The organism is Allobosea sp. LjRoot237, from assembly GCF_964253285.1.
Classification (GTDB): Bacteria; Pseudomonadota; Alphaproteobacteria; order Rhizobiales; family Beijerinckiaceae; genus Allobosea.
Genome location: NZ_CAXUQP020000001.1, coordinates 5621415 through 5641524 on the forward strand (window position 1 = coordinate 5621415; position 20110 = coordinate 5641524).

Consider the following 20110-nt stretch of genomic DNA (forward strand, 5'->3'; position numbering starts at 1 on the left):
ACGTGAGACCAGCCGGCGCTCAGTCGTGATAGGCGCGCTCGCCGTGTTCGGCGATGTCGAGGCCTTCGCGCTCCTGGTCGGCCGGGACGCGCAGGCCGACGATCACGTCGACGATCTTGTAGAGGATTGCCGAGCCGACGCCGCTGAACACCAGGGTGAACAGCACCGCCTTGAGCTGGGCCATGAAGGCGGTCCCGAACTCGTAGGTCGCGGCGACCAGCTCGCCCGGCTTGGTCGCATAGTCGGGGATGCCCGCGCCGCCGAGCGCCTGGTTGACCAGGATGCCGGTGCCGAGTGCGCCGATGATACCGCCGATGCAGTGGATACCAAAGACGTCAAGCGAGTCGTCGTAGCCGAGCGCGTTCTTGACGGTCGAGCAGAAGACGAAGCAGACCGCGCCGGCGATCAGCCCGAGCACGATCGAGCCCATCGGGCCGGCAAAGCCCGCGGCCGGGGTGACGGCGACGAGGCCAGCGACCGCGCCCGAGACCATGCCGAGCATGGATGGCTTGCCCTTGACCGCCCATTCGACGAACAGCCAGGCGACGGCCGCCGCCGCCGTGGCGACGAAGGTGTTGATCATGGCAAGGCCGGCCGTGCCATTGGCTTCGAGGTTGGAGCCGGCATTGAAGCCGAACCAGCCGACCCAGAGCAAGGCGGCGCCGATCAGCGTCATGGTCAACGAATGCGGAGCCATCAGCTCCTTGCCAAAGCCGATGCGCTTGCCGATCAGCATGCAGCCGACCAGACCCGCGATACCGGCGTTGATGTGCACGACGGTGCCGCCGGCGAAGTCGAGCGCGCCCCACTTGAACAGCATGCCGGCATCGGCGTTGACCGCGTCGAGCGCGGCCTGGGCCGCGACCTTGCCGTCCGCGCCGGCCTCGGCCAGCGCCTTGGCGGCATTGCCGACCGCATCAGGCCCGCCCCAGTACCAGACCATGTGGGCCATCGGGAAGTAGATGAAGGTGACCCAGAGCACGATGAAGAGCAGCAGCGCCGAGAACTTCATGCGCTCGGCGAAGGCGCCGACGATGAGGGCCGGCGTGATGCAGGCGAAGGTCATCTGGAAGGCGATATAGACATATTCCGGAATGACGACGCCGTTGGAGAAGGTCGCGACGGTCGAATTGCCGTCGACGCCGCGCAGGAAAGCCTTGGAGAAGCCGCCGACGAAATCGTTGAGGCCGCCGCCATTGGTGAAGGCGAGCGAGTAGCCGAAGATGATCCACATCAGGCTGACGATGCAGACGATGGCGAAGACCTGGGTCAGCACCGAGAGCATGTTCTTGCTGCGGACGAGGCCGCCATAGAACAGAGCGAGGCCGGGCACGGTCATGAGCAGGACGAGGATCGTCGAGCTCATCATGAAGGCGACGTCGCCCTTGTTGGGCACGGGGGCAGGTGGCGCGGCGGGGGTCTGCGCCAGCGCGGCGCCGGCCATCGCGGCGAGCGCCAGCCCGACCAGCCCAGCCCGGTTAAGGGTCTTGATCTTCATTGTTGAAACTCCTGGACGGAAGGTCGGGATCAGAGGGCGTCGCCGTCGGTCTCGCCGGTGCGGATGCGCACGGCCTTCTCGATCGACGAGACGAAGATCTTGCCGTCGCCGATCTGGCCGGTGCGGGCGGCGGCGGTGATGGCCTCGATCACCTTGGCGACGAGATCGTCGGTGACGGCGACCTCGATCTTGATCTTCGGCAGGAAGCTCACGGCGTATTCAGCGCCGCGGTAGATTTCGGTATGGCCCTTCTGGCGGCCATAGCCTTTCACTTCGGTCACGGTCAGCCCGTGCACGCCGATGGCGGTGAGCCCGTCGCGCACCTCCTCCAGCTTGAACGGCTTGATGATAGCCATCACGATCTTCATGGCTGGGTTACCCCCGCTTTCTGCGCCGCCAAACCTTCAGTCCGGACGACCTCGTTGCGCCTCTGCGCGCTTGTGGAGCCAGGCGCGTCGTGGTCGACCTATCAAGCAGCGTGCCAACCGGGAGATGTGGCGCGTCAGCGGGCAATGCCGCGATTCCGCCACGATCAGGCGGGCATCAGCGGGCTATACTGGCTAATAATTAGGCAGATGCCTAGAAAGCAGGCGGCTTTTGCTCAAACGCGGTCGGGGCGAGGCCGGATCAGCCCTTCCTGCGCGACCGAGGCGACGAGATGCCCCTCCCGGTCGAAGATCAGCCCACGCGAAAAGCCGCGCGCGCCCGAAGCCGAGGGGCTGTCCTGGGCATAGAGCAGCCAGTCATCGGCGCGGAAGGGCCGGTGGAACCAGAGCGCGTGATCGAGGCTCGCCGCCTGGATACGCCGGTCGAAGACGCTGGTGCCATGGGCGATCAGACTGGAATCGAGCAGCATCAGGTCGGAGGCATAGGCGAGCACGCTCTGGTGCAGCGCCGGCTCGTCCGACAATTTCTGCGAGGCCCTGACCCAGACGTCGAATCTCGGCTCCCGCGATCCGTCTGCGGCGTAGCGGCTCATCTCGACCGGGCGGATCTCGATCGGTCGCTCGCGCCGGTAATAGGCGCGCACCGCCTCGGGCATGTGCGGCAGCACGTCGCGCTCCATACCGTCGCGATCTGGCAGGTCCTCCGGCATCGGTACTGCCGGCATCGGCATCTGGTGATCGTAGCCCGGCTCGGCGATCTGGAAGGAGGCCGACATCGCGAAGATCGCGGCGCCTTTCTGCAGTGCGAGCACGCGCCGCGTCGTGAACGAGCCGCCATCGCGCAGGCGCTCGACCTCGTAGACGATCGGGATTTGCGGATCGCCCGGAAGGAGAAAATAAGCGTGGAGCGAATGGGGCTGGCGCTCCTCGACCGTCTTGCAGGCGGCATAGAGCGCTTGGCCGATCACCTGGCCGCCGAAGACGCGGGTCCAGCCATTGTCGGGGCTGCGACCCTGGAACCGGTTGTGTCCAAGTGGTTCGAGATCGAAGATCGAGAGCAGGGTGTCGGTGGTGCGGGTCATCGGCAGGAAACCGGCTCGGCGCGGGCTTGCGGCCCGGGCCGGCTCTAGGCAAGACGGCAGGGTTGCATCAGCAACGAGCGATCCGGCCGCGTCAAGCGGTGCGATGCGAGGAAGGCCATGGTGCAGAGCCCCGAAAATGCGAGCCAGCGCATCGTCATCGCCGGCGGCGGCGTCGCCGGGCTGACGCTGGCGGTCGCTCTGAAGCAGGCACTGGGCGAGAGCTTTTGCGTGATCGTCGCCGATCCGGCGCTGGCCGGGCCGGCGCGAGCCGATAGCCGCGCCTATGCTGTCGCGGCGGCAGCGCGCAACATGCTGGAAGCGCTCGGCGTCTGGCGCCTGGCGGAAACGGCGGCGACGCCGATGACCGAGATGGTGATCACCGACAGCCGCACACCGGATCTGGTGCGGCCGGTTTTTCTCAGCTTCGACGGCGAGGTCGAACCTGGTCAGCCCTTCGCCCATATGGTCGAGAATGGCGCGTTGATGGCGGCACTACTCCAGGTCTCGCGCGCCAATGGCGTCGAGCTGCGGGCCGAGGGCGTCCGCTCGGGCGCAGCCGACGAAGGCGATATGACTGCGGTGAGCTTCGCGGGCGGCGAGAGACTCGATTGCGCCTTGCTGGTCGCGGCGGACGGGGCGCGTTCCAAGCTCCGCGAGCAGGCCGGCATCGGCTGGGTCGGCTGGTCCTATCCGCAATCGGGGATCGTCGCGACCATCGGCCATGAGCGGCCGCATGAGGGGCGGGCGGTCGAGCACTTCCTGCCGTCCGGCCCGTTCGCGATCCTGCCTTTGGCCGATGGCGGCAAGCTCGGCCATCGCTCCTCGATCGTCTGGACGGAAGCAAGCGAGAACGTCGCGGCGCTGCTGGCGCTCGATGAAAGCGACCTGCTGCTCGAAGTCGAGCGCCGTTTCGGCCTCGAACTCGGCGAGATCACCATGGAAAGCCGCCCGGGCGCCCATCCCCTCTCCTTCGGCGTGGCACGCCGTTTCGTCGGCGAGCGGCTGGCGCTGCTCGGCGATGCCGCTCATGTCATCCATCCGATCGCCGGCCAGGGGCTCAATCTTGGGCTGAAGGACGTGGCGGCTCTGGCCGAGGCGATCGTCGATGCCGCCCGGCTCGGCCTCGACGTCGGCGGTGCGGACGTGCTCGAGGCCTATGAGAAGGCGCGGCGCTTCGACACGGTCGCCATGGGTGTCGTCACCGACGGGCTCAATCGGCTGTTCTCGAACGATTCGACGCCGCTGCGGTTGGCGCGCGATCTCGGGCTCGGCCTGGTCGAGCGCATGCCGGGGCTGAAGCGCCTCTTCATCCGCGAGGCCGCCGGGTTGGCGGGATCGACGCCACGCCTGCTCAAGGGCGAGATGCTGTAGGCACTCCTTGTTGCCGTGACGCAGAATCAGACCCGGCCATACCGAGTCGGACCTGATTATTCTCAGCAGGTCACGCAGCAAGCCTCCGCGCATACCCGAATCTTACTTGAGTCAGCCCAAGTAGGACCTGCAATTTCCAGTGTTATCCCTCCAGCTGCCGGGCCTCTTCCGGCAGCATGATCGGGATGCCGTCGCGGATCGGATAGGCGAGCTTGGCGGCGCGGCTGATCAGCTCCTGACGGGCGGCGTCGTATTCGAGCGTGCCCTTGGTGACCGGGCAGACGAGAATCTCCAGCAGCTTCGGATCGATTCGCGTCGCAGCCGGCATCGTACTCTCGTCTTCGGGGCTCATCGCCAAACTCTCTTCTCGGCCTTACCGGCGTGGCAGATCGGCCAGCATCCCGGCCGCCACCATCAGCTTTGGCAGGGAGAGGCCGGACATGGCAATGGCCGAGACGGTAGCGCGGGTGCGTTCGGCGTCGGCGCCCCGTTCTGCCAGCCAGTCCTTCAGCGCATCGGGGCCCGATTTGCCAGTCGCGATCTCCTGCGTCAGCCCGGCATGGGCGTCGGTCAGCGTCTCGACCGCGCGCTGGCGCGCCAGACGCTCATAGTCGTCGGTCGCCGGCACGGCAGCGGCCGAGGAGGCGAGCGTCGAGAAGCCGAAGACCGAATCGGCAGCGAAATGAATCCGCGCGACGTCGACGATGTCGCGCTTGGTGCGGCTGGCGATGTCGACGATGTCAGTCGCCTCGGCGAGCCAGGGCAAGCTGGCAACGCGCACTGCCAGCGGCTCGGGCACGCCTTCGGCCGTCAGCGCGGCGATGCGGGCGGTGCGCGCCTGGGCCGCTGCCTCCGGCAGCAGCTCGGCCAACGCAACCTCCAGCGCCGCGCCGCCCTTGGCATAGTGCACCACAGTCTGCTCGATCGTGCCAGGCATGGCGACGCCGCGGCGCAGGAACCAGCGCATCCGGTCGACGACGAGTTCCTGCGCAGCGGCGTAGAGCCCGGTCTGGATCTTGCCCGGCAGCTTGGCGTCGAGCGCGTCGATGGCGCCGTTGAGCACGATCAGGTCGAAGGAATCGCGCGCGACGGCGTAGGCGGCGGCGATCGCCGGAGCCTCGGCGCGGGTCTGGTCGGCCAGTGTCGAGACGATGGCCGGGCCACCGCGGTTGATGATGGCGTTGGCGAGCTGGGTCGCGACGATCTCGCGGCGCAGCTTGTGGCCTGCGATCTCAGCGCCATAGCCCTCGCGCAGCGGCTGCGGGAAATAGCGGACGAGCTCGCTCTTCAGATAGGGATCGTCGGGGATGGCCGAGTCGAGCAGCGCGTCATGCAAAGCGAGCTTGGCATAGGCGAGCAGGACCGCGAGCTCTGGCCGGGTCAGACCCTCGCCGCGCTTCTCGCGCTCGATCAGGACCGCGTCGGACGGCAGGTACTCGACGCTGCGGTCGAGCCGGCCGTCCTCCTCGAGCTGCACCATCAGCCGGCGTAGATGCGGCGTGGCCTGGATGCCCTGCGCCTCGGTCAGCGAGAGCGCCAGGCTCTGCAGGTAATTGTTGCGCAGGACGAGCAAGCCAACCTCGTCGGTCATCTGCGCGAGCAAAGCGTTGCGCTTCTTCTCGGGCAGGCGGCCGTCGCGGACCGGGTCGGCGAGTGCGATCTTGATGTTGACCTCGACGTCGGAGGTGTTGACGCCGGCGGAGTTGTCGATCGCGTCAGTATTGAGGCGCACGCCCTGACGCGCGGCCTCGATGCGGCCACGCTGGGTCGCGCCGAGATTGGCGCCCTCGCCGATCACCTTGGCGCGCAGATCGGCGCCGGCGATGCGGATCGCGTCATTGGCGCGGTCGCCGACCTGGGCGTCGCTCTCGTCGCCGGCGCGGATATAGGTGCCGATACCGCCGAACCAGAGCAGGTCGACCGGCGCCTTCAGGATCGCGGTCATCAACTCGGCCGGCGTGACCTGCGCCTTGTCGAAATCGAGCGCCTGTCGCACCTCGGCCGAGAGCGTGATGCTCTTAGCCTGGCGCGAGAAGATCCCGCCGCCCTTGGAAATCAGCGACTTATCGTAGTCGGCCCAGGAGGAGCGCGGCAGCGCGAAGATGCGCTGGCGCTCGGCCAGGCTCTTTGCCGAATCGGGATCGGGGTCGAGGAAGATATCGCGATGGTCAAAGGCGGCGACGAGCTTGATCGCCGGCGAGAGCAGCATGCCGTTGCCGAAGACATCGCCGGACATGTCGCCGACGCCGGCGACGGTGAAGGGCGTCGTCTGGATATCGACGTCGATCTCGCGGAAATGGCGTTTCACCGCCTCCCAGGCGCCGCGCGCCGTGATGCCCATGCCCTTGTGGTCGTAGCCCTGCGAGCCGCCGGAGGCGAAAGCGTCGCCGAGCCAGTGATGCTTCTCGGCCGAGAGTGCATTGGCGGTGTCGGAGAAGGTCGCGGTGCCCTTGTCGGCGGCGACGACGAGGTAAGGGTCATCGCCGTCATGGCGGACCGTGTCCGGCGGCGGCACGACCGTCTCGCCATCGAGATTATCAGTGAGCTCGAGCAAGGTGCGCACGAAGATGCGATAGCTCTCGGTGCCTTCGGCGAGCCATGCCTGGCGGTCGCTCGCCGGCGGCAATTGCTTGGGCACGAAGCCGCCCTTGGCGCCGACCGGCACGATGACGGCGTTCTTGACTTGCTGTGCCTTGACCAGCCCGAGCACCTCGGTGCGGAAGTCCTGCGACCGGTCTGACCAGCGCAGGCCGCCGCGCGCAACCTTGCCGAAGCGCATGTGCACGCCTTCGACGCGTGGTGAGTAGACGAAGATCTCGTAGAGCGGGCGCGGCAGCGGCATGCCATCGACCTGACCGGAGGCGAACTTGAACGAGATCGTGCCGCGCGGATGCCCGTCGGGGCCGATCTGGAAGAAGTTGGTGCGCTGGCCTGCGTCGATCAGGTTGACGAAGCGGCGCAGGATGCGGTCCTCGTCGAGGCTGGTCACGTCGGCGAGCGCAGCTTCGATGCGCTCGCGCTCGGCTGTCACCTGCTCGGCCCGCTTCTCGTCGGACAAGCGAGGATCAAACTTGGCGATGAAGAGCTTGACCAGGCCGGTGGCGATGCCGGAATGGCGGGTCAGTGCATCGGCGATGTAATCCTGCGCATAGGGCGCGCCGACCTGGCGCAGATAGCGGCCGAGCGCCCGCAGCAGCGCCGCCTCGCGCCAGGCGAGGCCGGCGGCGAGCACGAGCTGGTCGAAGCGGTCGGATTCGGTGAGACCGCGGAACTGCGCCATCAGCGCCGCTTCGATCGTCGGATCGAGATTCTCGATGTCGATCTCGCCGCCGCTGGCGCGCTCCAGCGTCATGTCGTGCAGCCAGACGCGCGTGTCGGCGCTGGCCCCGCCATTCTGCTGCGGCGTGATGTTGAAGGTGCGCTCGTTGACGACGCGGAAGCCCATGTTCTCCAGCATCGGCACGCGTGCCGACAGCGAGATCGCGGCGCCGCGTGAGAACAGCTTGAGGTTGGCGCGGGTCGGGCCGTCGCCCTCACGGCGGTAGAGATTGACGGCGCGGGGGCGCTCATCCGACAGCTTCTGCAGCATGTCGATATCGATCAGCGCATCCTCGGCGGAATAGCGCTCGCGATAGGCGGCGCCGAAGGCCTCGGCATAGCGCTCGGCTAGTGAGCGTGCGGCCGGGCCCGCCTTCTGCGCGTCGAGCGCATCCTTCAGCCCATCGCCCCAGGTCCGCACGATCGCGGCGATGCCGGCCTCGAGCGTGCCGCGGTCGATCTTGGGCGTGCGGCCCTCGTCGCGGCCGATGATATAGTGCGTGCGTGCGAGCGGGCCTTCCGGATAGGCCGGATAGGCGGCGGAAACGCGGCCCTGATAGATGCGCGCGAGGAACTCGCCGACGCGGCGGCGCACGGTGGTATCGTAGCGGTCCTTCGGGATGAAGACGAGCGCCGAGACGAAACGGTCGAACTCGTCGGCGCGGGCGAGCGCGCGGATGCGTGGCCGCTCCGTCAGCTGCATGATGTCGAGCGCAAAGCGTTCCAGCGTCTCGACATCGATCTGGAAGAGCTCGTCGCGCGGGAAAGCGTCGAGCACGCTGTAGAGGGCGCGGCCGGAATAGCTCGACGGATCGAAGCCGGTGCTCTTGAGGACGCGCGCGACCTTGAGACGAAGATAGGGAATGGCGCGGGCGGTGCCGGTATAGGCGTTCGAGGTCAGAAGGCCGACGATGCGCAATTCGCCGTCGAGCCTGCCATCGGCGGTGAAGAGCTTGATCCCGACATAGTCGAGATGGACGCGGCGATGGACACGGCTCTTGACGTTGGCCTTGGTGATGATCAGCGCCTGCGGCTTGGCCAGGAAGGCGCGAATCTCAGGCGTCATCACCACGAGTTCGCGATTCTTGCGCAGGACCCGAACATCCGGATCGCGCAGGATGCCTAGGCCGGAGGAATCGACCGGGTCGGCGGCGGTGTCGCCGCCGGCGAAGCGATAAGCGCGCACGCCGAGCAGGGTGAAATTGTCGCTGGCGATCCATTCGAGGAAGTTCAGCGCCTCGGTGACCTCGTCCTCCGGCAGCGGAGGCGGGTTGGCGCGGTAGGACTGGATCACCTCGGTGATGCGGCCGCGCATTGCGGCCCAGTCGTCGACGGCGAGGCCGACATCGACATAGACGCGGGCCAGGCCGGCGGCGAGCCGGTCGCGCGCCTCGGGCGTGTCGATCCGGTCGAGATGGATATGGATCAGGCTTTCGCGGCGCGTACCTTCGACGGCGCGACCGGCGGCTTCACCGGCGAGCGATTCGAAGGTGCCGTTGTCCTTACGCACCACGGCAAGGATGGGATGGGCGACCAGACGCGGCTCGTAGCCCTGCTCGGCCAGCTCGGCGAGGGTGGAATCGAGCAGGAACGGCTTGTTGTCGTTGACGACCTCGAGGATCGTGATCTGGCGTTCGCGCCCACCATCTGCGACAGCCTCGTCCCGGAAACGCAGATTGGGCTCACCGGGCTTGCGCCGGCTGGTTAGGTGCACATAGGCGGCGTCGGCAGCACGGGCGAGCAAGTCGGCCGGCAGCGCGACGAGATCCTCGGCGACGGTACGGCCGTAAAGCAGCTTGGGGAATTCTGCGGGCATCGCCGAGCCGAGCTCGCGAGCGGTGGTCTCGATTGCGATCACGGCTGCAGCCGTGGCATTCGCTTCCCGCTTAGCCATCGTCATCTTCCCCCTGCTATTTTGCCGCAGCGATGACATAGCTCTCAGGCCTCTGCAACTTTCGTCGCAGGCTAGCGGCCAGATTGCACCAATATGGCGCGGAAACGGCAGCTTGTGCCCGATCCGCGCGGATATCAGCGCGAGGAGTGCAGAGATGACGAAGAAGCATGACAAAGCGATGGTGGGCGAGGTGCCTGCGAAGCAGGACGCACAGCCTGCCGTGATGGCACTCGCGTTGCCGCGCGCCGCGCTTTCGGAGGAGATGCAGGCCTATTTCGCCAAATGCGAGGAGAAGCTCGGCTATGTGCCGAATGTCCTCACGGCCTATGCGCATGATGACGCCAAGCTCTCTGCCTTCGCCACCTTCTACAACGACCTGATGCTGGCGCCGTCCGGCCTGTCGAAGCTGGAGCGCGAGATGATTGCGGTCGCGGTCTCCAGCGTGAATCGCTGCTATTACTGCCTCACCGCGCATGGTCAGGCGGTACGCCAGCTCTCCGGCGATCCGGTTCTCGGCGAGATGATGGTGATGAACTATCGCGCCGCGCAGCTCTCCCCCCGCCACCGCGCCATGCTCGATTTTTCGGTGAAGCTGACCGAGGCGCCGCACAGGATCGAGGAAGAGGATCGGGAGACCTTGCGCAAGGCCGGCTTTGGCGAGCGCGATATCTGGGACATCGGCGCGGTCGCCGCCTTTTTCAACATGTCGAATCGGATCGCCTCGGCGGTCGATATGCGGCCCAATCCCGAATATCACGGCGCGTCGCGCTGAGCTTCCGGTCAAAGAAAACGGCCGGCGGAAACCGCCAGCCGTAAGTTAGCCTGGACTAGTTGGCCCGACCCGCCGCAGCGCCGGAGGGGCTGGGGGGCTGACGTGTCCGGAACCGGACAGGCCGGGCCGTCTAGGCAACGAATCGGAGTTGAACGCCGCAACGGGGCGCTCGCTTGGCGCAAGCGCGGCAAAATCATGGCAATCGCGCTGAAGGCGGAGGAAGGTCTCGGCGCCGTCATCAAGCTGTCTTGCCAGGGCCCGGGGGTTGGGCGCATCATCTCTTGCCGGGTAACGGCAGGCGATGAATAGGAGGCGCGATGAGCGAAAGCGAAATTCCGCCAGCGCAGCGAGCAGGCGCGGTCGTCGCCTTTCCGGCCGCCGCCGCGCCCTCTTCCGTCACCTTCGATCGCCGTGAGCTGAACGAGCTGCTCAACCTCTACGGCCGGATGGTCGCGGCCGGTGAGTGGCGTGACTACGCCATCGATTTCCTGCGCAACAAGGCGCAGTTCTCAGTCTTTCGTCGCGCAGCCGAAGTGCCGCTCTACCGGATCGTCAAGGACCCGTCGCTGGCGAGGCGGCAGGGCACCTATTCGGTGGTGACCGCGACCGGGCTGATCCTGAAGCGCGGAGCCGAGTTGAGCCGGGTGCTCAAAGTGCTCGACAAGCGGCTGAGTGTAGTGGGCTGAGATCGCCACACAAGGCTGACCCAAAAGAAAAGCCCCGGCCTTGCGGCCGGGGCTTCGTGTTTTCAGGCTGTCGCCCTGATCACTCCTGCTTGGAGCCGAAGAGCGAAAGCAGCATCTGGAACATGTTGACGAAGTTCAGGTAGAGCGACAGGGCGCCGTTCACCGAAAGCTTCGCAGCCGACTCGGAGTCGAGGTCCGAGTACAGGTACATTTCCTTCAGGCGCTGCGTATCCCAGGCGGTCAGGCCGGCGAAGACCAGCACGCCGATCACCGAGATGACGAAGCCGAGCGGGCCCGACTGCAGGAACAGGTTCACGACCGAGGCGATCACCAGGCCGATCAGGCCCATGATCAGGAACGAGCCGATGCCCGAGAGCGACTTCTTCGTGGTGTAGCCGTAGAGGCTGAGACCAGCGAAGGAGGCTGCGGTGATGAAGAACACGCGGGCGATCGACTCGCTGGTGAAGACGAGGAAGATCGCTGCCATCGATACGCCCATCACCGCCGCAAAGGCGAAGAACATGGCGCGGGCCGAGGACGAGCTCATGCTCTCGGCCTTGAACGAGAAGAACAGGATGAAGGCGAGCGGCGCCAGCATAATGACCCAGCGCAGCTGGCTGCGGAACAGCAAGTCGCCCAGCGGCGTCAGCGCGGTGACCTTGCCCGAGGGCGAGTAGCCGGCGATCGCCAGCATCGAGATGCCGATCGCCATCAGGCCGGTGATGGCCAAGCCGATCGTCATGTTGTTGTAGACGCCGAGCATGAACGAGCGCAGGCCCTGGTCCAGCTCGGCAGCGCTGGTCTGCTGGGCGCGGCCGGCGCCCCAGACCTGAGCGTTGCGGTCGAAATCGCTCATGGAGAGAGTTCCCCTTGAAACTTTGCCTGGTGGATAACCGCCGTTGCGGCGCCCACCGCCGCGCACCATCGTCGCGACACTGCGAAATATGATGGGGATCGCGCGGCCTTACAAGAGGCAAGCATGGTTAGCGCCGCCGCCGGCATAGAATTTCACCGGCCAGTCGATGCAACATTACACTCCGTTCATGTTTATGCCGCGCTGCGATGAGTCAGAACTCATAAATTCCGCAGATGAGAAGCTGGCGCTTTCGACAGTATTTGTAGCGTCCCGACCAATCCGAACGCGACGGTGACCACGACGGCTGCAGTCGCAGCGATGATGGCGCCTGTTGGATCGAAGACGAAATCTATCTTCATCACTTGCGTGACGACGCCCCATCCGGCCGCGGCACCTGCCAGGAGCCCGAACAGGGCAGAAACAATGCCGATGCCTGCGTATTCGAGGACGTACGACGAAAGTATGAAGCGACGGGTGGCGCCGAGCGTCTTCAGGATCATCGCGTCATAGAGCCGCGCCCTCTGCCCGGCCGCCAGCGCCCCCGCGAGAACCAGCAGGCTTGCAGCGATGGCGAGGCTAGAGGCGCCGCGAATCGCGCCGGCGAGCTGGCTGACGATGGTGTTGACCGCCTCCAGTGCGTCCTTGACCCTGACCGCCGTCACAGCCGGGAAGGCGATGGCAAGCTGGCGCATCAGGACCGCATCGCTGGTGGTGGCTGCCGCGCCGTTGTCGGTCACGGTGGCGAGGTTGGTGTGCGGTGCGCCGGCGAAGGTGTTCGGCGAGAACACCATGACGAAGTTGATGCCGAGCGAGCGCCATTCGATGTCGCGGAAATTGGCGATGCGCGCGGTGATGTTGCGGCCGAGCACGTTGACCGTGAGCCTGTCGCCGAGCTTCAGCCCCAGCCCCTCGACAGCGCGGGCGTCGAAGGAGACCAGCGGCTCGCCGCGATAGCCTTCCGGCCACCATTCACCCGAAGCGAGCCTGGAGGCTTCGGGCATCGTCGCGGAATAGGTGATGCCGCGATCGCCCTCCAGCACCCAGGCCATCTGCTCGCTCGCCTTGATCTGTTCGGCGGGGACGTCGTTCACGCTGACGATCCGCCCGCGCATCATCGGCACGCGCTCGACATGCGCGCCGGGGCGCTGCTCGCTTAGGAAGCGGTCGAACTCGGCCGCTTGGGCGTTGGGGATGTCGAGGAAGAAGAAGCTCGGCGCCTTCTGCGGCAGCGACTGGGTCAGTTGCCGCCTCAGGCTGACATCGATGAAGGCGAGGGTCGACAGCAGCGCGACGCCGAGACCGAGCGACAGCACGAGCGACTGGGTCAGCGCGCCCGGACGATAGGTGTTGGCAAGCGCCATCCGAAGCGCCGGCCGGCGCGGGCGCCCGGCGCGGCGCGCCAGCGCCATCAGCCCAAGGGCAACCAGGCGCAAGAGAAGGAAGACGCCTCCGGCGGCGGCGATGTAGATCAGCGCGATGCGCCGGTCATAGGCGAAGGCAAGCGCGACGCCGACGAGGCCGGCGAGCGCGGCCAGGAAGATCGCTTTGTAGACCCAGCGCGGCTGGCGCCGGTCAGGTTCGACCTGGTCGCGGAACAGAGCCGAGACCGGCACGTCATGAGCGCGGCCGAGCGGGATGATGGCGAAGACCAGCGCTGTCAGCAGGCCGTAGAGGGCGGCGATAGCGAGTTCGGCCGGCGCCAGGGTCGGCTCGAACGGCAGCGGCAGGATGTCGGCGAGCGCGTAGCCCAGCGCAAAGGGCGCCGCCGCGCCGAGCGCGAGCCCGATCGCGATGCCGATACCGGCGATCAGCATGACTTCGATCAGATGGATGGCGACGACCCGGCCGCCGGTGGCGCCGATCGCCTTCAGCGTGGCGAAGTCGAGCCGCTTGGCCTCGACGAAGCGGCGCACCGCATTGGCGACGCCGACGCCGCCGACCAGAAGCGCAGTCAGGCCGACCAGCGTCAGGAACTGGGTGAAGCGCTCGATATTGCGTTGGAAGTTCGGCGCGGCGTTGGCGCGCGAGCGGACTTCCCAGCCCGCATTCGGCTGCTCGCGTGTGGCGTCAGCCAACAGGGCGTCGAGCGCGACGTCGGTGTTTGCCCCCGCCGGCAGAACCACGCGGGCCGTCCAGCGAACCAGGCTGCCGGGCTGGAGCAGGTCGGAGGCGCGGAGAGCGTCTTGCGAGAGGATCAGGCGCGGCCCGAAGCCGACGCCGGCAGCGATCTTGTCGGGCTCGGAGACAAGATTGGCGCGCAGCTGCACCCGGGCGGAGCCGATCAGCACGGTGTCGCCGGGCTTGAGATCGAGCCGGCCGAGCAGGACGGGATCGGCGATACCGCCATAGACACCATCACGCAGGGCGAGCAGATCGGCGGCCGGTGCTGACGGGTCGGTGCGCAATTCGCCGATGCTCGGATAGGAGCCGTCGACGGCCTTGAGCTCGACCAGCGCTGCGCCCTTCTCGCCGGCATTGGCCATGCTGCGCAGCGTCGCAATGGTCGAAACCTCGCCATGGCGGGCGAGGAAGGCATGCTCTTCCGCGGTCAGCTCGCGATGGATCAGGCTGAAGGCGGCATCGCCGCCGAGGATGCGTCGACCCTCGCGGCCGAGGCCTTCGCTCAAGCCGCGCGAGGCCGAGGAGACGGCGGCAATCGCCATGACGCCGAGGGAGAGACAGGCGATGAAGACACCAAAGCCGCGCAGGCCGCCACGCAGGTCGCGCCAGGCGAGGCGCAGGGCGAGCTTCAGGCCGACAGGCCTGCGTGTGGGACTGGAAGGAGTAGCCGACGGTCTGACGGGAGCGTGCATGTCAGATCGCCAGTGCCTCGGTGCCGGCCTCGGTCTCGATGCGGCCGGCCCGCAGGCGCACGGTGCGGTCGCAGTTTGCGGCCAGCGACAGATCGTGGGTGACGAGCACGAGCGTGGCGCCGCGCTCGCGCCGGAGCGCGAAGATCAGGTCGACGATCGAGCGGCCGGTGCTCTCGTCGAGATTGCCGGTCGGCTCGTCGGCGACGAGGATCGCCGGGTCGGGTGCGACCGCGCGGGCGATGGCGACGCGCTGCTGCTCGCCGCCGGAGAGCTGGGCCGGGTAGTGGTCCATGCGTTCGCCGAGGCCGACATTGCGCAATTCGGCGGCAGCGCGCTCGAGAGCATCGTCGATGCCGGCGAGCTCGAGCGGCAGCGCCACGTTCTCACGCGCCGTCATGGTCGGCACGAGGTGGAAGGACTGGAAGACGATGCCGATATGGCGGCCACGGAAGATGGCGAGTGCGTCCTCGCCGAGCAGGCCGAGATCCTGTCCGGCGACCTTCACCAGCCCGGAATCGGGCCGCTCCAACCCGGCCATCGTCATTAGCAAGGTCGATTTGCCGGAACCGGAGGGGCCGACGAGGCCGGTGGCCTGCCCTTGCGGGATGGTCAGCGAGACGCCTTTGAGGATATGGACGCGGGCAGCGCCACGCCCCAGACTGAGCTCGACGTCGCTGAGTTCGATCGTCGGGGTTGCCTCGCTCACCGCCATGTTTCCGCTTTCATCCCGTCCGATGCCGCCGCTTCGACTTTCATTCCGAGCCGAAGGGACAAGAACCGCCATGCGTCGCGCCGTCACCCGATATGGGCGCTTAGCGTCTCGAATCCAGCTGTCGCCGCGCATTTGGGCGGCGATGCTGCTCGTCTTCGCCAGCTTGAGTTCTTTTTCAATGAACAGCTCCGCCTTCGCCCAGACCAAGCCTTTCAAGTTGGTCGCGTTCGGCGACAGCTTGACTGCCGGCTACAATCTGCCGGGCAGCGCCGCCTTTCCGGCGGTGCTGGAGAAGATGCTGCGCGACAAGGGGATTTCGGTCGAGATCGCCAATGCCGGCGTCTCCGGCGATACCTCGCAGGGCGGGCTGGAGCGGCTCGACTGGTCGGTGCCTGACGGGACCGACGGCGTCATCCTCGAGCTCGGCGCCAATGACGCCTTGCGCGGTGTCGATCCGGCACTGACCGAGAGGTCGCTTGACGCAATCGTGACCGGGCTGAAGGCGCGCGGCATCTCGGTCCTGCTTGCCGGCATGTACGCGCCGCGCAGCAACGGTCCGGACTATGTCGCCCGTTTCGATGCCATCTATCCGAAACTCGCCGAGAAGCACGGGCTCGTTCTCTATCCCTTCTTTCTGGACGGGATCGCCGGGGACCGGTTATTGAACCAGCCCGACATGCTGCATCCGAAGGTTGAGGGCGTGCGCGTCATCGCGCAGCGCATCCTGCCGACGGTGGAGCGGTTCCTTTTCTCCCTGCGCCCGCGCTCCTGAGCTAGGGCGCACCCTGCCATCACCCTAGTCATGCGCGGCGCGCTTCCGGTGCGTCCGCTATCGGAGCTTTTCGCCATGGAATACCGCCGTCTCGGCCGCACCGATCTCAAGGTCTCGGCGATCTGCCTGGGCACGATGACCTGGGGTCAGCAGAACACGGAGGCCGAGGGGCATGAGCAGATGGATTACGCGCTCGACCAAGGCGTGAACTTCTTCGACACGGCCGAGCTCTATTCGATCCCGCCCACGGCGGAGACGCAAGGCTCGACCGAGCGGATCATCGGCACTTGGTTTAAGGCGCGCGGCAATCGCGACAAGGTGATCCTCGCCTCCAAGGTGGTCGGCCGCTCGGCCAATGACTGGTTCCGCGACGATAAGGGGCCGACTCGGGTCAATCGCCGGCAGATCGAGGAAGCCGTCGACAAGAGCCTGAAGCGGCTGCAGACCGACTATATCGACCTCTACCAGATCCATTTCCCCGACCGACCGATGGCCTGGGGCTCGAACCCGACGCGCTTCAACCAGGCGGCCTTCACGCAGGCCGAGGACGAGACGCCGATCGCCGAGCAGCTCGACGCCTTCGCGGGAATCGTCAAGGCCGGCAAGATCCGCCATCTCGGCCTGTCGAACGAGAGTGCCTGGGGCACGATGAATTTCCTTGCCGAGGCGAAGGGGAATGGCCGCCCGCGCGTGCAGTCGATCCAGAACGCCTACAATCTCCTGAACCGGACCTTCGAGACGGCGCTGGCCGAGATCGCCATGCGCGAGCAGGTCGGGCTGCTGGCTTATTCACCGCTGGCCCAGGGCTATCTCTCCGGCAAATATCTCGACGGCGCCCGGCCGGCTGGCGCCCGTACGACGCTGTTCGATCGCGCCCAGCGCTACCAGACCGCGGGCGCAGACTTGGCGATCAAGGCCTATATCGCGCTTGCCGATGAGGCCGGGCTCGATCCCGTGCAGATGGCACAGGCCTTCGTGACCTCGCGCTGCTTCGTCACCTCGAACATCATCGGGGCGACCAGCATGGAGCAGCTCAGGACAGCGATCGGCTCGGCTACGGTTGCGATCTCACCCGAGCTCGAGGCGAAGATCGATGCGATCCATCAGCGCGTCGGCAACCCCTGCCCATGAGCGGGAAGCAGAGCCGGCTTGTCGGCAGCGGTGCATGGTGCGAGGCTCGCGTCTCGCCAGAGTCACAAATCACTGGCACTGGTTCGCCATGCCCCGGCTATTCACCGCCCTGGAAGTTCCCGCTGAGGTCGCCTCGAGCCTGACGCTGCATCGCGGCGGATTGGTTGGCGCCCGCTGGATCGAGCCCGCCGACTATCACATCACCTTGCGCTTCCTCGGCGATGTCGACCGGCGCACGGCCCATGACATCGACAGCTTTCTCAACGATGTCGGCGGCGAGCCGCTGGTCATCACGCTCGATCAGCTCGGCAGTTTCGGCGGCGACCGGCCGCGCGCGGTGTTCGCGCGCGTCCAGCCTTCGCAGAAGCTCAACGAGCTGCAGGCCGAACTGGAACGCTTGGTGCGACGGCTCGGGCTGCCGCCCGAATCGCGGAAGTTCACGCCGCATGTGACGCTGGCCCGGCTGCGCGATTCATTGCCTGCCGATGTCGCCCATTATCTCGCCACGCATCCGATCGTGCGCCCGATCAGTTTCACGGCGCGCCGATTCGCGCTGATGTCCTCGCGTGATTCGATCGGCGGCGGGCCCTATGTGCTGGAGGCGGCCTATCCGCTCGGCCTGCACTATCCGAATCGCCCACTCGGCGCGCTTTCGCAGCGGAGGTGACATTGGGACATGACCGGCCGAAACGCTTGAGTCCGGAGGCCCGCAAGGAGGCGTTGTCGGTCCTCACAGGCTGGACGCTGGTCGAGGGCCGCGAGGCGATGAGCAAGCGCTTCGTCTTCCGCGACTTCAACGAGGCCTTCGGCTGGATGAGCCGGGTCGCGCTACTCGCCGAAAAGCTCGACCATCACCCGGAGTGGTCGAATGTCTACAAGACGGTCGAGGTGACGCTGTCGACGCATGATGCCGGCGGTCTGACCGAGCTCGACGTCAGGCTGGCGCGCGCCATGGATGCGATGGCGAGCTAGCTGCCCGGGCTCGTCAAGCGCCGGACCCAGCCCGCCGGGAGTCGCTTGGCGATCGCCTTCAGTGTCGGGCGCAGGTGCGGCAGGGCGAAATCGCAGGCGAGCTGTCCGCGCCAGCTCAGCGGCACGGTGAAATCGCGCACTGGCACGGCCCCGTCGGCATGTTCTTGCTTATAGGGATCGGCGGGGGCCAGCAGGTCGAAAATCGAGCTGCCGCGTGTCCTGGCGCTGGCGAAGGCGTGGTGAACCAGCACGCGGCCCAGACCTTCCCGCTCGAAACTCGGATCGCTGGCGATGACGTGGCCGAAACTGCGTCCCTTGCAATCGAAAGAGAGATCGATCCCGATTGGACACCCGTCGCAGCTGACGACAGAGAGGCGCAGGCCCGCTTCGTCATCCAGGTCGGCAGCAAGCCCCGCGAAGAAGCGAGCGAAGCGGGGATCCGCCACGGCGGGCGCGACAATGCCGTGCTGGGCGAGCGCTCCCCGTTTCATCAAGGCGGCCTGCTCGGCTAGTGCAGCTGCCTCTTCGCCCGGCTCGATGCTGGTGAAGGCGATCTCGCCTCGCTCGGTGAGACGGCGCAGGCGACGGCGGTAGCTGGAGCGATCGCGCGCGGGATAAGCGAGGCTCGGCCCGTCAGGTGCCACCCGCAAGGCCAGATCGGCGAACGGTGCTTCCTGGTTCACCACCGGAGTAGTCAGACCAAGTCGGTTGCAATGGCCGAGCGCGCCGTCGTCCCGCACCAGGCGCAGCTCGACCAGATCGACACCGCGCCGGCGCAGCGCCTCCCAGCCGCGCTCCAGCCAGTGTTCGCGCCGCGGGTCGGCCTCGATGAGGACATCACCGAATTGCGCGACCGGCGCTCCCATCAGGCGCACCAGTTCGAGGCCGAGGCGGTGCCGGCGTTCCAACGGCCAGAGCATGACCAGGCGCCCGGCCTCGCGACCAACGACGAGGCAAAGGCGATCACCGGCAACAAGGTAGTGGTCGCACCAATGCCGCAGGAAGGCATGACGCTGGAAAAGCTGATGCGGCAGGCCGGCGCGTGCGAAAAGCGCGTCCCATTCCGGCTTCAGAGCCAGGAAGGCATCGCGGCCCGTCAGAATCTCGACGGCAAAGCCGGTAGCGGCCCTGCCATCGGGCGAGGGCGATCCTTCGGCAACCGCCTGCATGGGCTTGGCGCGCATGCTCAACCCTGGCCGCGGAGATGGTCGATCAGGCGCCGTCCACCTGCCAGGCGGAACTTCGCGAGATAGGGCACGAGCAGGAGCGGATGGCGGGCGGCGAAAGGGGCGTCATGCTCGACCATGTGGCGGATGGCGAGCACCGGCAGCGGCGCTCGCAAGGGACGAAATTCGTGGTTCCACAATCCCGGAGCCTCGGAGGTTTCGTGCATCAGCCCGACCATCCGGCCACGGGCCAGGGAGTAGACTTTGTGCCGTTTCTGGACGCGCTGCAGCATTGCGACGCCGCGCGCGTCGGCACAGCCGGGAAAGCCGATGATGACGGTGCGGAAATGTGCCATGCCCGGCTTGCAGGGAATCGCGTCGAGCGCCCCGAAACAGCTGCGGATAAGTGTGAAGGCGCGCTCCTCCTCGTCCGGGCCGGCAGTGCAGACCGCAAGGCGCGCCGTATCGATACGGGCTGCCTGGCGGGTGAATGGGCAGACGGCGCCGGTGCGGCCGAGTTCCGGATGCTCGCGCATCAGATAGCCCTCGACCCAGCTCATCAGGGTGGCGAGCGCGGCATTCGTCTGGGGCTCGGCGGCGACGTCGGCGCGCGCCTGCGCGAAGGTCAGCAGCGCATCGCGCGCTTCCGCCGTTCTCGCTACCCTGTTCAGCATGAAAAAG

17 protein-coding genes are annotated in these 20110 nt (G+C 66.7%); 7 read left to right on the forward strand and 10 right to left on the reverse strand.

Going from position 1 to position 20110, the window contains the following annotated elements; genetic code table 11:
* Nucleotides 1–19: 19 nt before the first annotated feature.
* The 3 genes from ACSQ24_RS27275 to tesB all read right to left on the reverse strand — a co-directional run bounded on the left by ACSQ24_RS27275 (nucleotide 20) and on the right by tesB (nucleotide 2966).
* The gene (locus ACSQ24_RS27275; protein ID WP_436097731.1) at nucleotides 20–1498 is read right to left on the reverse strand and encodes an ammonium transporter; all 1479 of its coding nucleotides are present in this window, start codon (nucleotides 1496–1498) and stop codon (nucleotides 20–22) included.
* 29 nt (nucleotides 1499–1527) lie between these two features.
* Nucleotides 1528–1866, reverse strand: coding sequence for a P-II family nitrogen regulator (locus tag ACSQ24_RS27280; protein ID WP_057192020.1), 339 nt, complete (start codon nucleotides 1864–1866; stop codon nucleotides 1528–1530).
* A 233-nt stretch (nucleotides 1867–2099) separates the two neighbouring features.
* A complete protein-coding gene (gene tesB, locus ACSQ24_RS27285) occupies nucleotides 2100–2966 on the reverse strand; it encodes an acyl-CoA thioesterase II (protein WP_436097732.1) in 867 nt (288 codons plus the stop codon).
* A gap of 117 nt (nucleotides 2967–3083) precedes the next feature.
* On the opposite strand from tesB, the gene ACSQ24_RS27290 reads away from it, so the two are divergent.
* Entirely contained in the window at nucleotides 3084–4337 is a 1254-nt protein-coding gene (locus ACSQ24_RS27290) for a ubiquinone biosynthesis hydroxylase (RefSeq protein ID WP_436097733.1), read from the forward strand.
* Between the two features lie 142 nt (nucleotides 4338–4479).
* Here ACSQ24_RS27290 and ACSQ24_RS27295 read toward each other — a convergent pair whose 3' ends face one another.
* Entirely contained in the window at nucleotides 4480–4665 is a 186-nt protein-coding gene (locus tag ACSQ24_RS27295) for a Trm112 family protein (RefSeq protein WP_436097978.1), read from the reverse strand.
* 45 nt (nucleotides 4666–4710) lie between these two features.
* The gene (locus tag ACSQ24_RS27300; RefSeq protein WP_436097734.1) at nucleotides 4711–9549 is read right to left on the reverse strand and encodes an NAD-glutamate dehydrogenase; all 4839 of its coding nucleotides are present in this window, start codon (nucleotides 9547–9549) and stop codon (nucleotides 4711–4713) included.
* A gap of 223 nt (nucleotides 9550–9772) precedes the next feature.
* Between ACSQ24_RS27300 and ACSQ24_RS27305 the strand changes: the two genes are divergently transcribed.
* Both ACSQ24_RS27305 and ACSQ24_RS27310 read left to right on the forward strand, forming a co-directional pair.
* Nucleotides 9773–10321: a peroxidase-related enzyme gene (locus ACSQ24_RS27305; RefSeq protein ID WP_436097979.1), complete on the forward strand. Its 549-nt coding sequence runs from the start codon at nucleotides 9773–9775 to the stop codon at nucleotides 10319–10321.
* Nucleotides 10322–10638: 317 nt separating this feature from the next.
* Nucleotides 10639–11007, forward strand: coding sequence for a DUF2794 domain-containing protein (locus ACSQ24_RS27310; protein ID WP_436097735.1), 369 nt, complete (start codon nucleotides 10639–10641; stop codon nucleotides 11005–11007).
* Nucleotides 11008–11086: 79 nt separating this feature from the next.
* On the opposite strand, the gene ACSQ24_RS27315 is transcribed toward ACSQ24_RS27310, so the two are convergent.
* The 3 genes from ACSQ24_RS27315 to ACSQ24_RS27325 form a co-directional block, all read right to left on the reverse strand.
* Nucleotides 11087–11863 (reverse strand): Bax inhibitor-1/YccA family protein, encoded by a 777-nt coding sequence (locus ACSQ24_RS27315; protein WP_436097736.1) that lies wholly within the window; start codon nucleotides 11861–11863, stop codon nucleotides 11087–11089.
* A 218-nt stretch (nucleotides 11864–12081) separates the two neighbouring features.
* On the reverse strand, nucleotides 12082–14676 hold the full coding sequence (locus ACSQ24_RS27320) for an ABC transporter permease (protein WP_436097737.1): 2595 nt from the start codon (nucleotides 14674–14676) through the stop codon (nucleotides 12082–12084).
* Between the two features lies 1 nt (nucleotide 14677).
* Complete coding sequence (locus ACSQ24_RS27325; RefSeq protein ID WP_436097738.1) at nucleotides 14678–15388, reverse strand: ABC transporter ATP-binding protein; 711 nt, start codon at nucleotides 15386–15388, stop codon at nucleotides 14678–14680.
* On the opposite strand from ACSQ24_RS27325, the gene ACSQ24_RS27330 reads away from it, so the two are divergent.
* From ACSQ24_RS27330 to ACSQ24_RS27345, 4 genes are all read left to right on the forward strand, one after another.
* Entirely contained in the window at nucleotides 15387–16160 is a 774-nt protein-coding gene (locus ACSQ24_RS27330) for an arylesterase (RefSeq protein ID WP_436097739.1), read from the forward strand. The genes ACSQ24_RS27325 and ACSQ24_RS27330 overlap by 2 nt on opposite strands.
* Before the next feature lie 75 nt (nucleotides 16161–16235).
* Complete coding sequence (locus ACSQ24_RS27335; protein ID WP_436097740.1) at nucleotides 16236–17291, forward strand: aldo/keto reductase; 1056 nt, start codon at nucleotides 16236–16238, stop codon at nucleotides 17289–17291.
* An 88-nt stretch (nucleotides 17292–17379) separates the two neighbouring features.
* Nucleotides 17380–17958 (forward strand): RNA 2',3'-cyclic phosphodiesterase, encoded by a 579-nt coding sequence (gene thpR / locus ACSQ24_RS27340; protein WP_436097741.1) that lies wholly within the window; start codon nucleotides 17380–17382, stop codon nucleotides 17956–17958.
* 2 nt (nucleotides 17959–17960) lie between these two features.
* Nucleotides 17961–18263: a 4a-hydroxytetrahydrobiopterin dehydratase gene (locus ACSQ24_RS27345; protein ID WP_436097980.1), complete on the forward strand. Its 303-nt coding sequence runs from the start codon at nucleotides 17961–17963 to the stop codon at nucleotides 18261–18263.
* Here the strand turns inward: ACSQ24_RS27345 and ACSQ24_RS27350 are convergent.
* Together ACSQ24_RS27350 and ACSQ24_RS27355 are read right to left on the reverse strand one after the other, a co-directional pair.
* A complete protein-coding gene (locus ACSQ24_RS27350) occupies nucleotides 18260–19447 on the reverse strand; it encodes a GNAT family N-acetyltransferase (protein ID WP_436097742.1) in 1188 nt (395 codons plus the stop codon). The genes ACSQ24_RS27345 and ACSQ24_RS27350 overlap by 4 nt on opposite strands.
* A gap of 2 nt (nucleotides 19448–19449) precedes the next feature.
* Nucleotides 19450–20103, reverse strand: a complete 654-nt coding sequence (locus ACSQ24_RS27355) for a DUF6875 domain-containing protein (protein WP_436097743.1) — start codon at nucleotides 20101–20103, stop codon at nucleotides 19450–19452.
* Nucleotides 20104–20110 lie beyond the last annotated feature (7 nt).

Bases quoted from the DNA above. Each gene is read 5' to 3' on its own strand.
- ACSQ24_RS27275 (WP_436097731.1), bottom strand. From the start codon at position 1,498: ATGAAGATCAAGACCCTTAACCGGGCTGGGCTGGTCGGGCTGGCGCTC.
- ACSQ24_RS27280 (WP_057192020.1), bottom strand. From the start codon at position 1,866: ATGAAGATCGTGATGGCTATCATCAAGCCGTTCAAGCTGGAGGAGGTG.
- tesB (WP_436097732.1), bottom strand. From the start codon at position 2,966: ATGACCCGCACCACCGACACCCTGCTCTCGATCTTCGATCTCGAACCA.
- ACSQ24_RS27290 (WP_436097733.1), top strand. From the start codon at position 3,084: ATGGTGCAGAGCCCCGAAAATGCGAGCCAGCGCATCGTCATCGCCGGC.
- ACSQ24_RS27295 (WP_436097978.1), bottom strand. From the start codon at position 4,665: ATGCCGGCTGCGACGCGAATCGATCCGAAGCTGCTGGAGATTCTCGTC.
- ACSQ24_RS27300 (WP_436097734.1), bottom strand. From the start codon at position 9,549: ATGGCTAAGCGGGAAGCGAATGCCACGGCTGCAGCCGTGATCGCAATC.
- ACSQ24_RS27305 (WP_436097979.1), top strand. From the start codon at position 9,773: ATGGCACTCGCGTTGCCGCGCGCCGCGCTTTCGGAGGAGATGCAGGCC.
- ACSQ24_RS27310 (WP_436097735.1), top strand. From the start codon at position 10,639: ATGAGCGAAAGCGAAATTCCGCCAGCGCAGCGAGCAGGCGCGGTCGTC.
- ACSQ24_RS27315 (WP_436097736.1), bottom strand. From the start codon at position 11,863: ATGAGCGATTTCGACCGCAACGCTCAGGTCTGGGGCGCCGGCCGCGCC.
- ACSQ24_RS27320 (WP_436097737.1), bottom strand. From the start codon at position 14,676: ATGCACGCTCCCGTCAGACCGTCGGCTACTCCTTCCAGTCCCACACGC.
- ACSQ24_RS27330 (WP_436097739.1), top strand. From the start codon at position 15,387: ATGTTTCCGCTTTCATCCCGTCCGATGCCGCCGCTTCGACTTTCATTC.
- ACSQ24_RS27325 (WP_436097738.1), bottom strand. From the start codon at position 15,388: ATGGCGGTGAGCGAGGCAACCCCGACGATCGAACTCAGCGACGTCGAG.
- ACSQ24_RS27335 (WP_436097740.1), top strand. From the start codon at position 16,236: ATGGAATACCGCCGTCTCGGCCGCACCGATCTCAAGGTCTCGGCGATC.
- thpR (WP_436097741.1), top strand. From the start codon at position 17,380: ATGCCCCGGCTATTCACCGCCCTGGAAGTTCCCGCTGAGGTCGCCTCG.
- ACSQ24_RS27350 (WP_436097742.1), bottom strand. From the start codon at position 19,447: ATGCGCGCCAAGCCCATGCAGGCGGTTGCCGAAGGATCGCCCTCGCCC.
- ACSQ24_RS27355 (WP_436097743.1), bottom strand. From the start codon at position 20,103: ATGCTGAACAGGGTAGCGAGAACGGCGGAAGCGCGCGATGCGCTGCTG.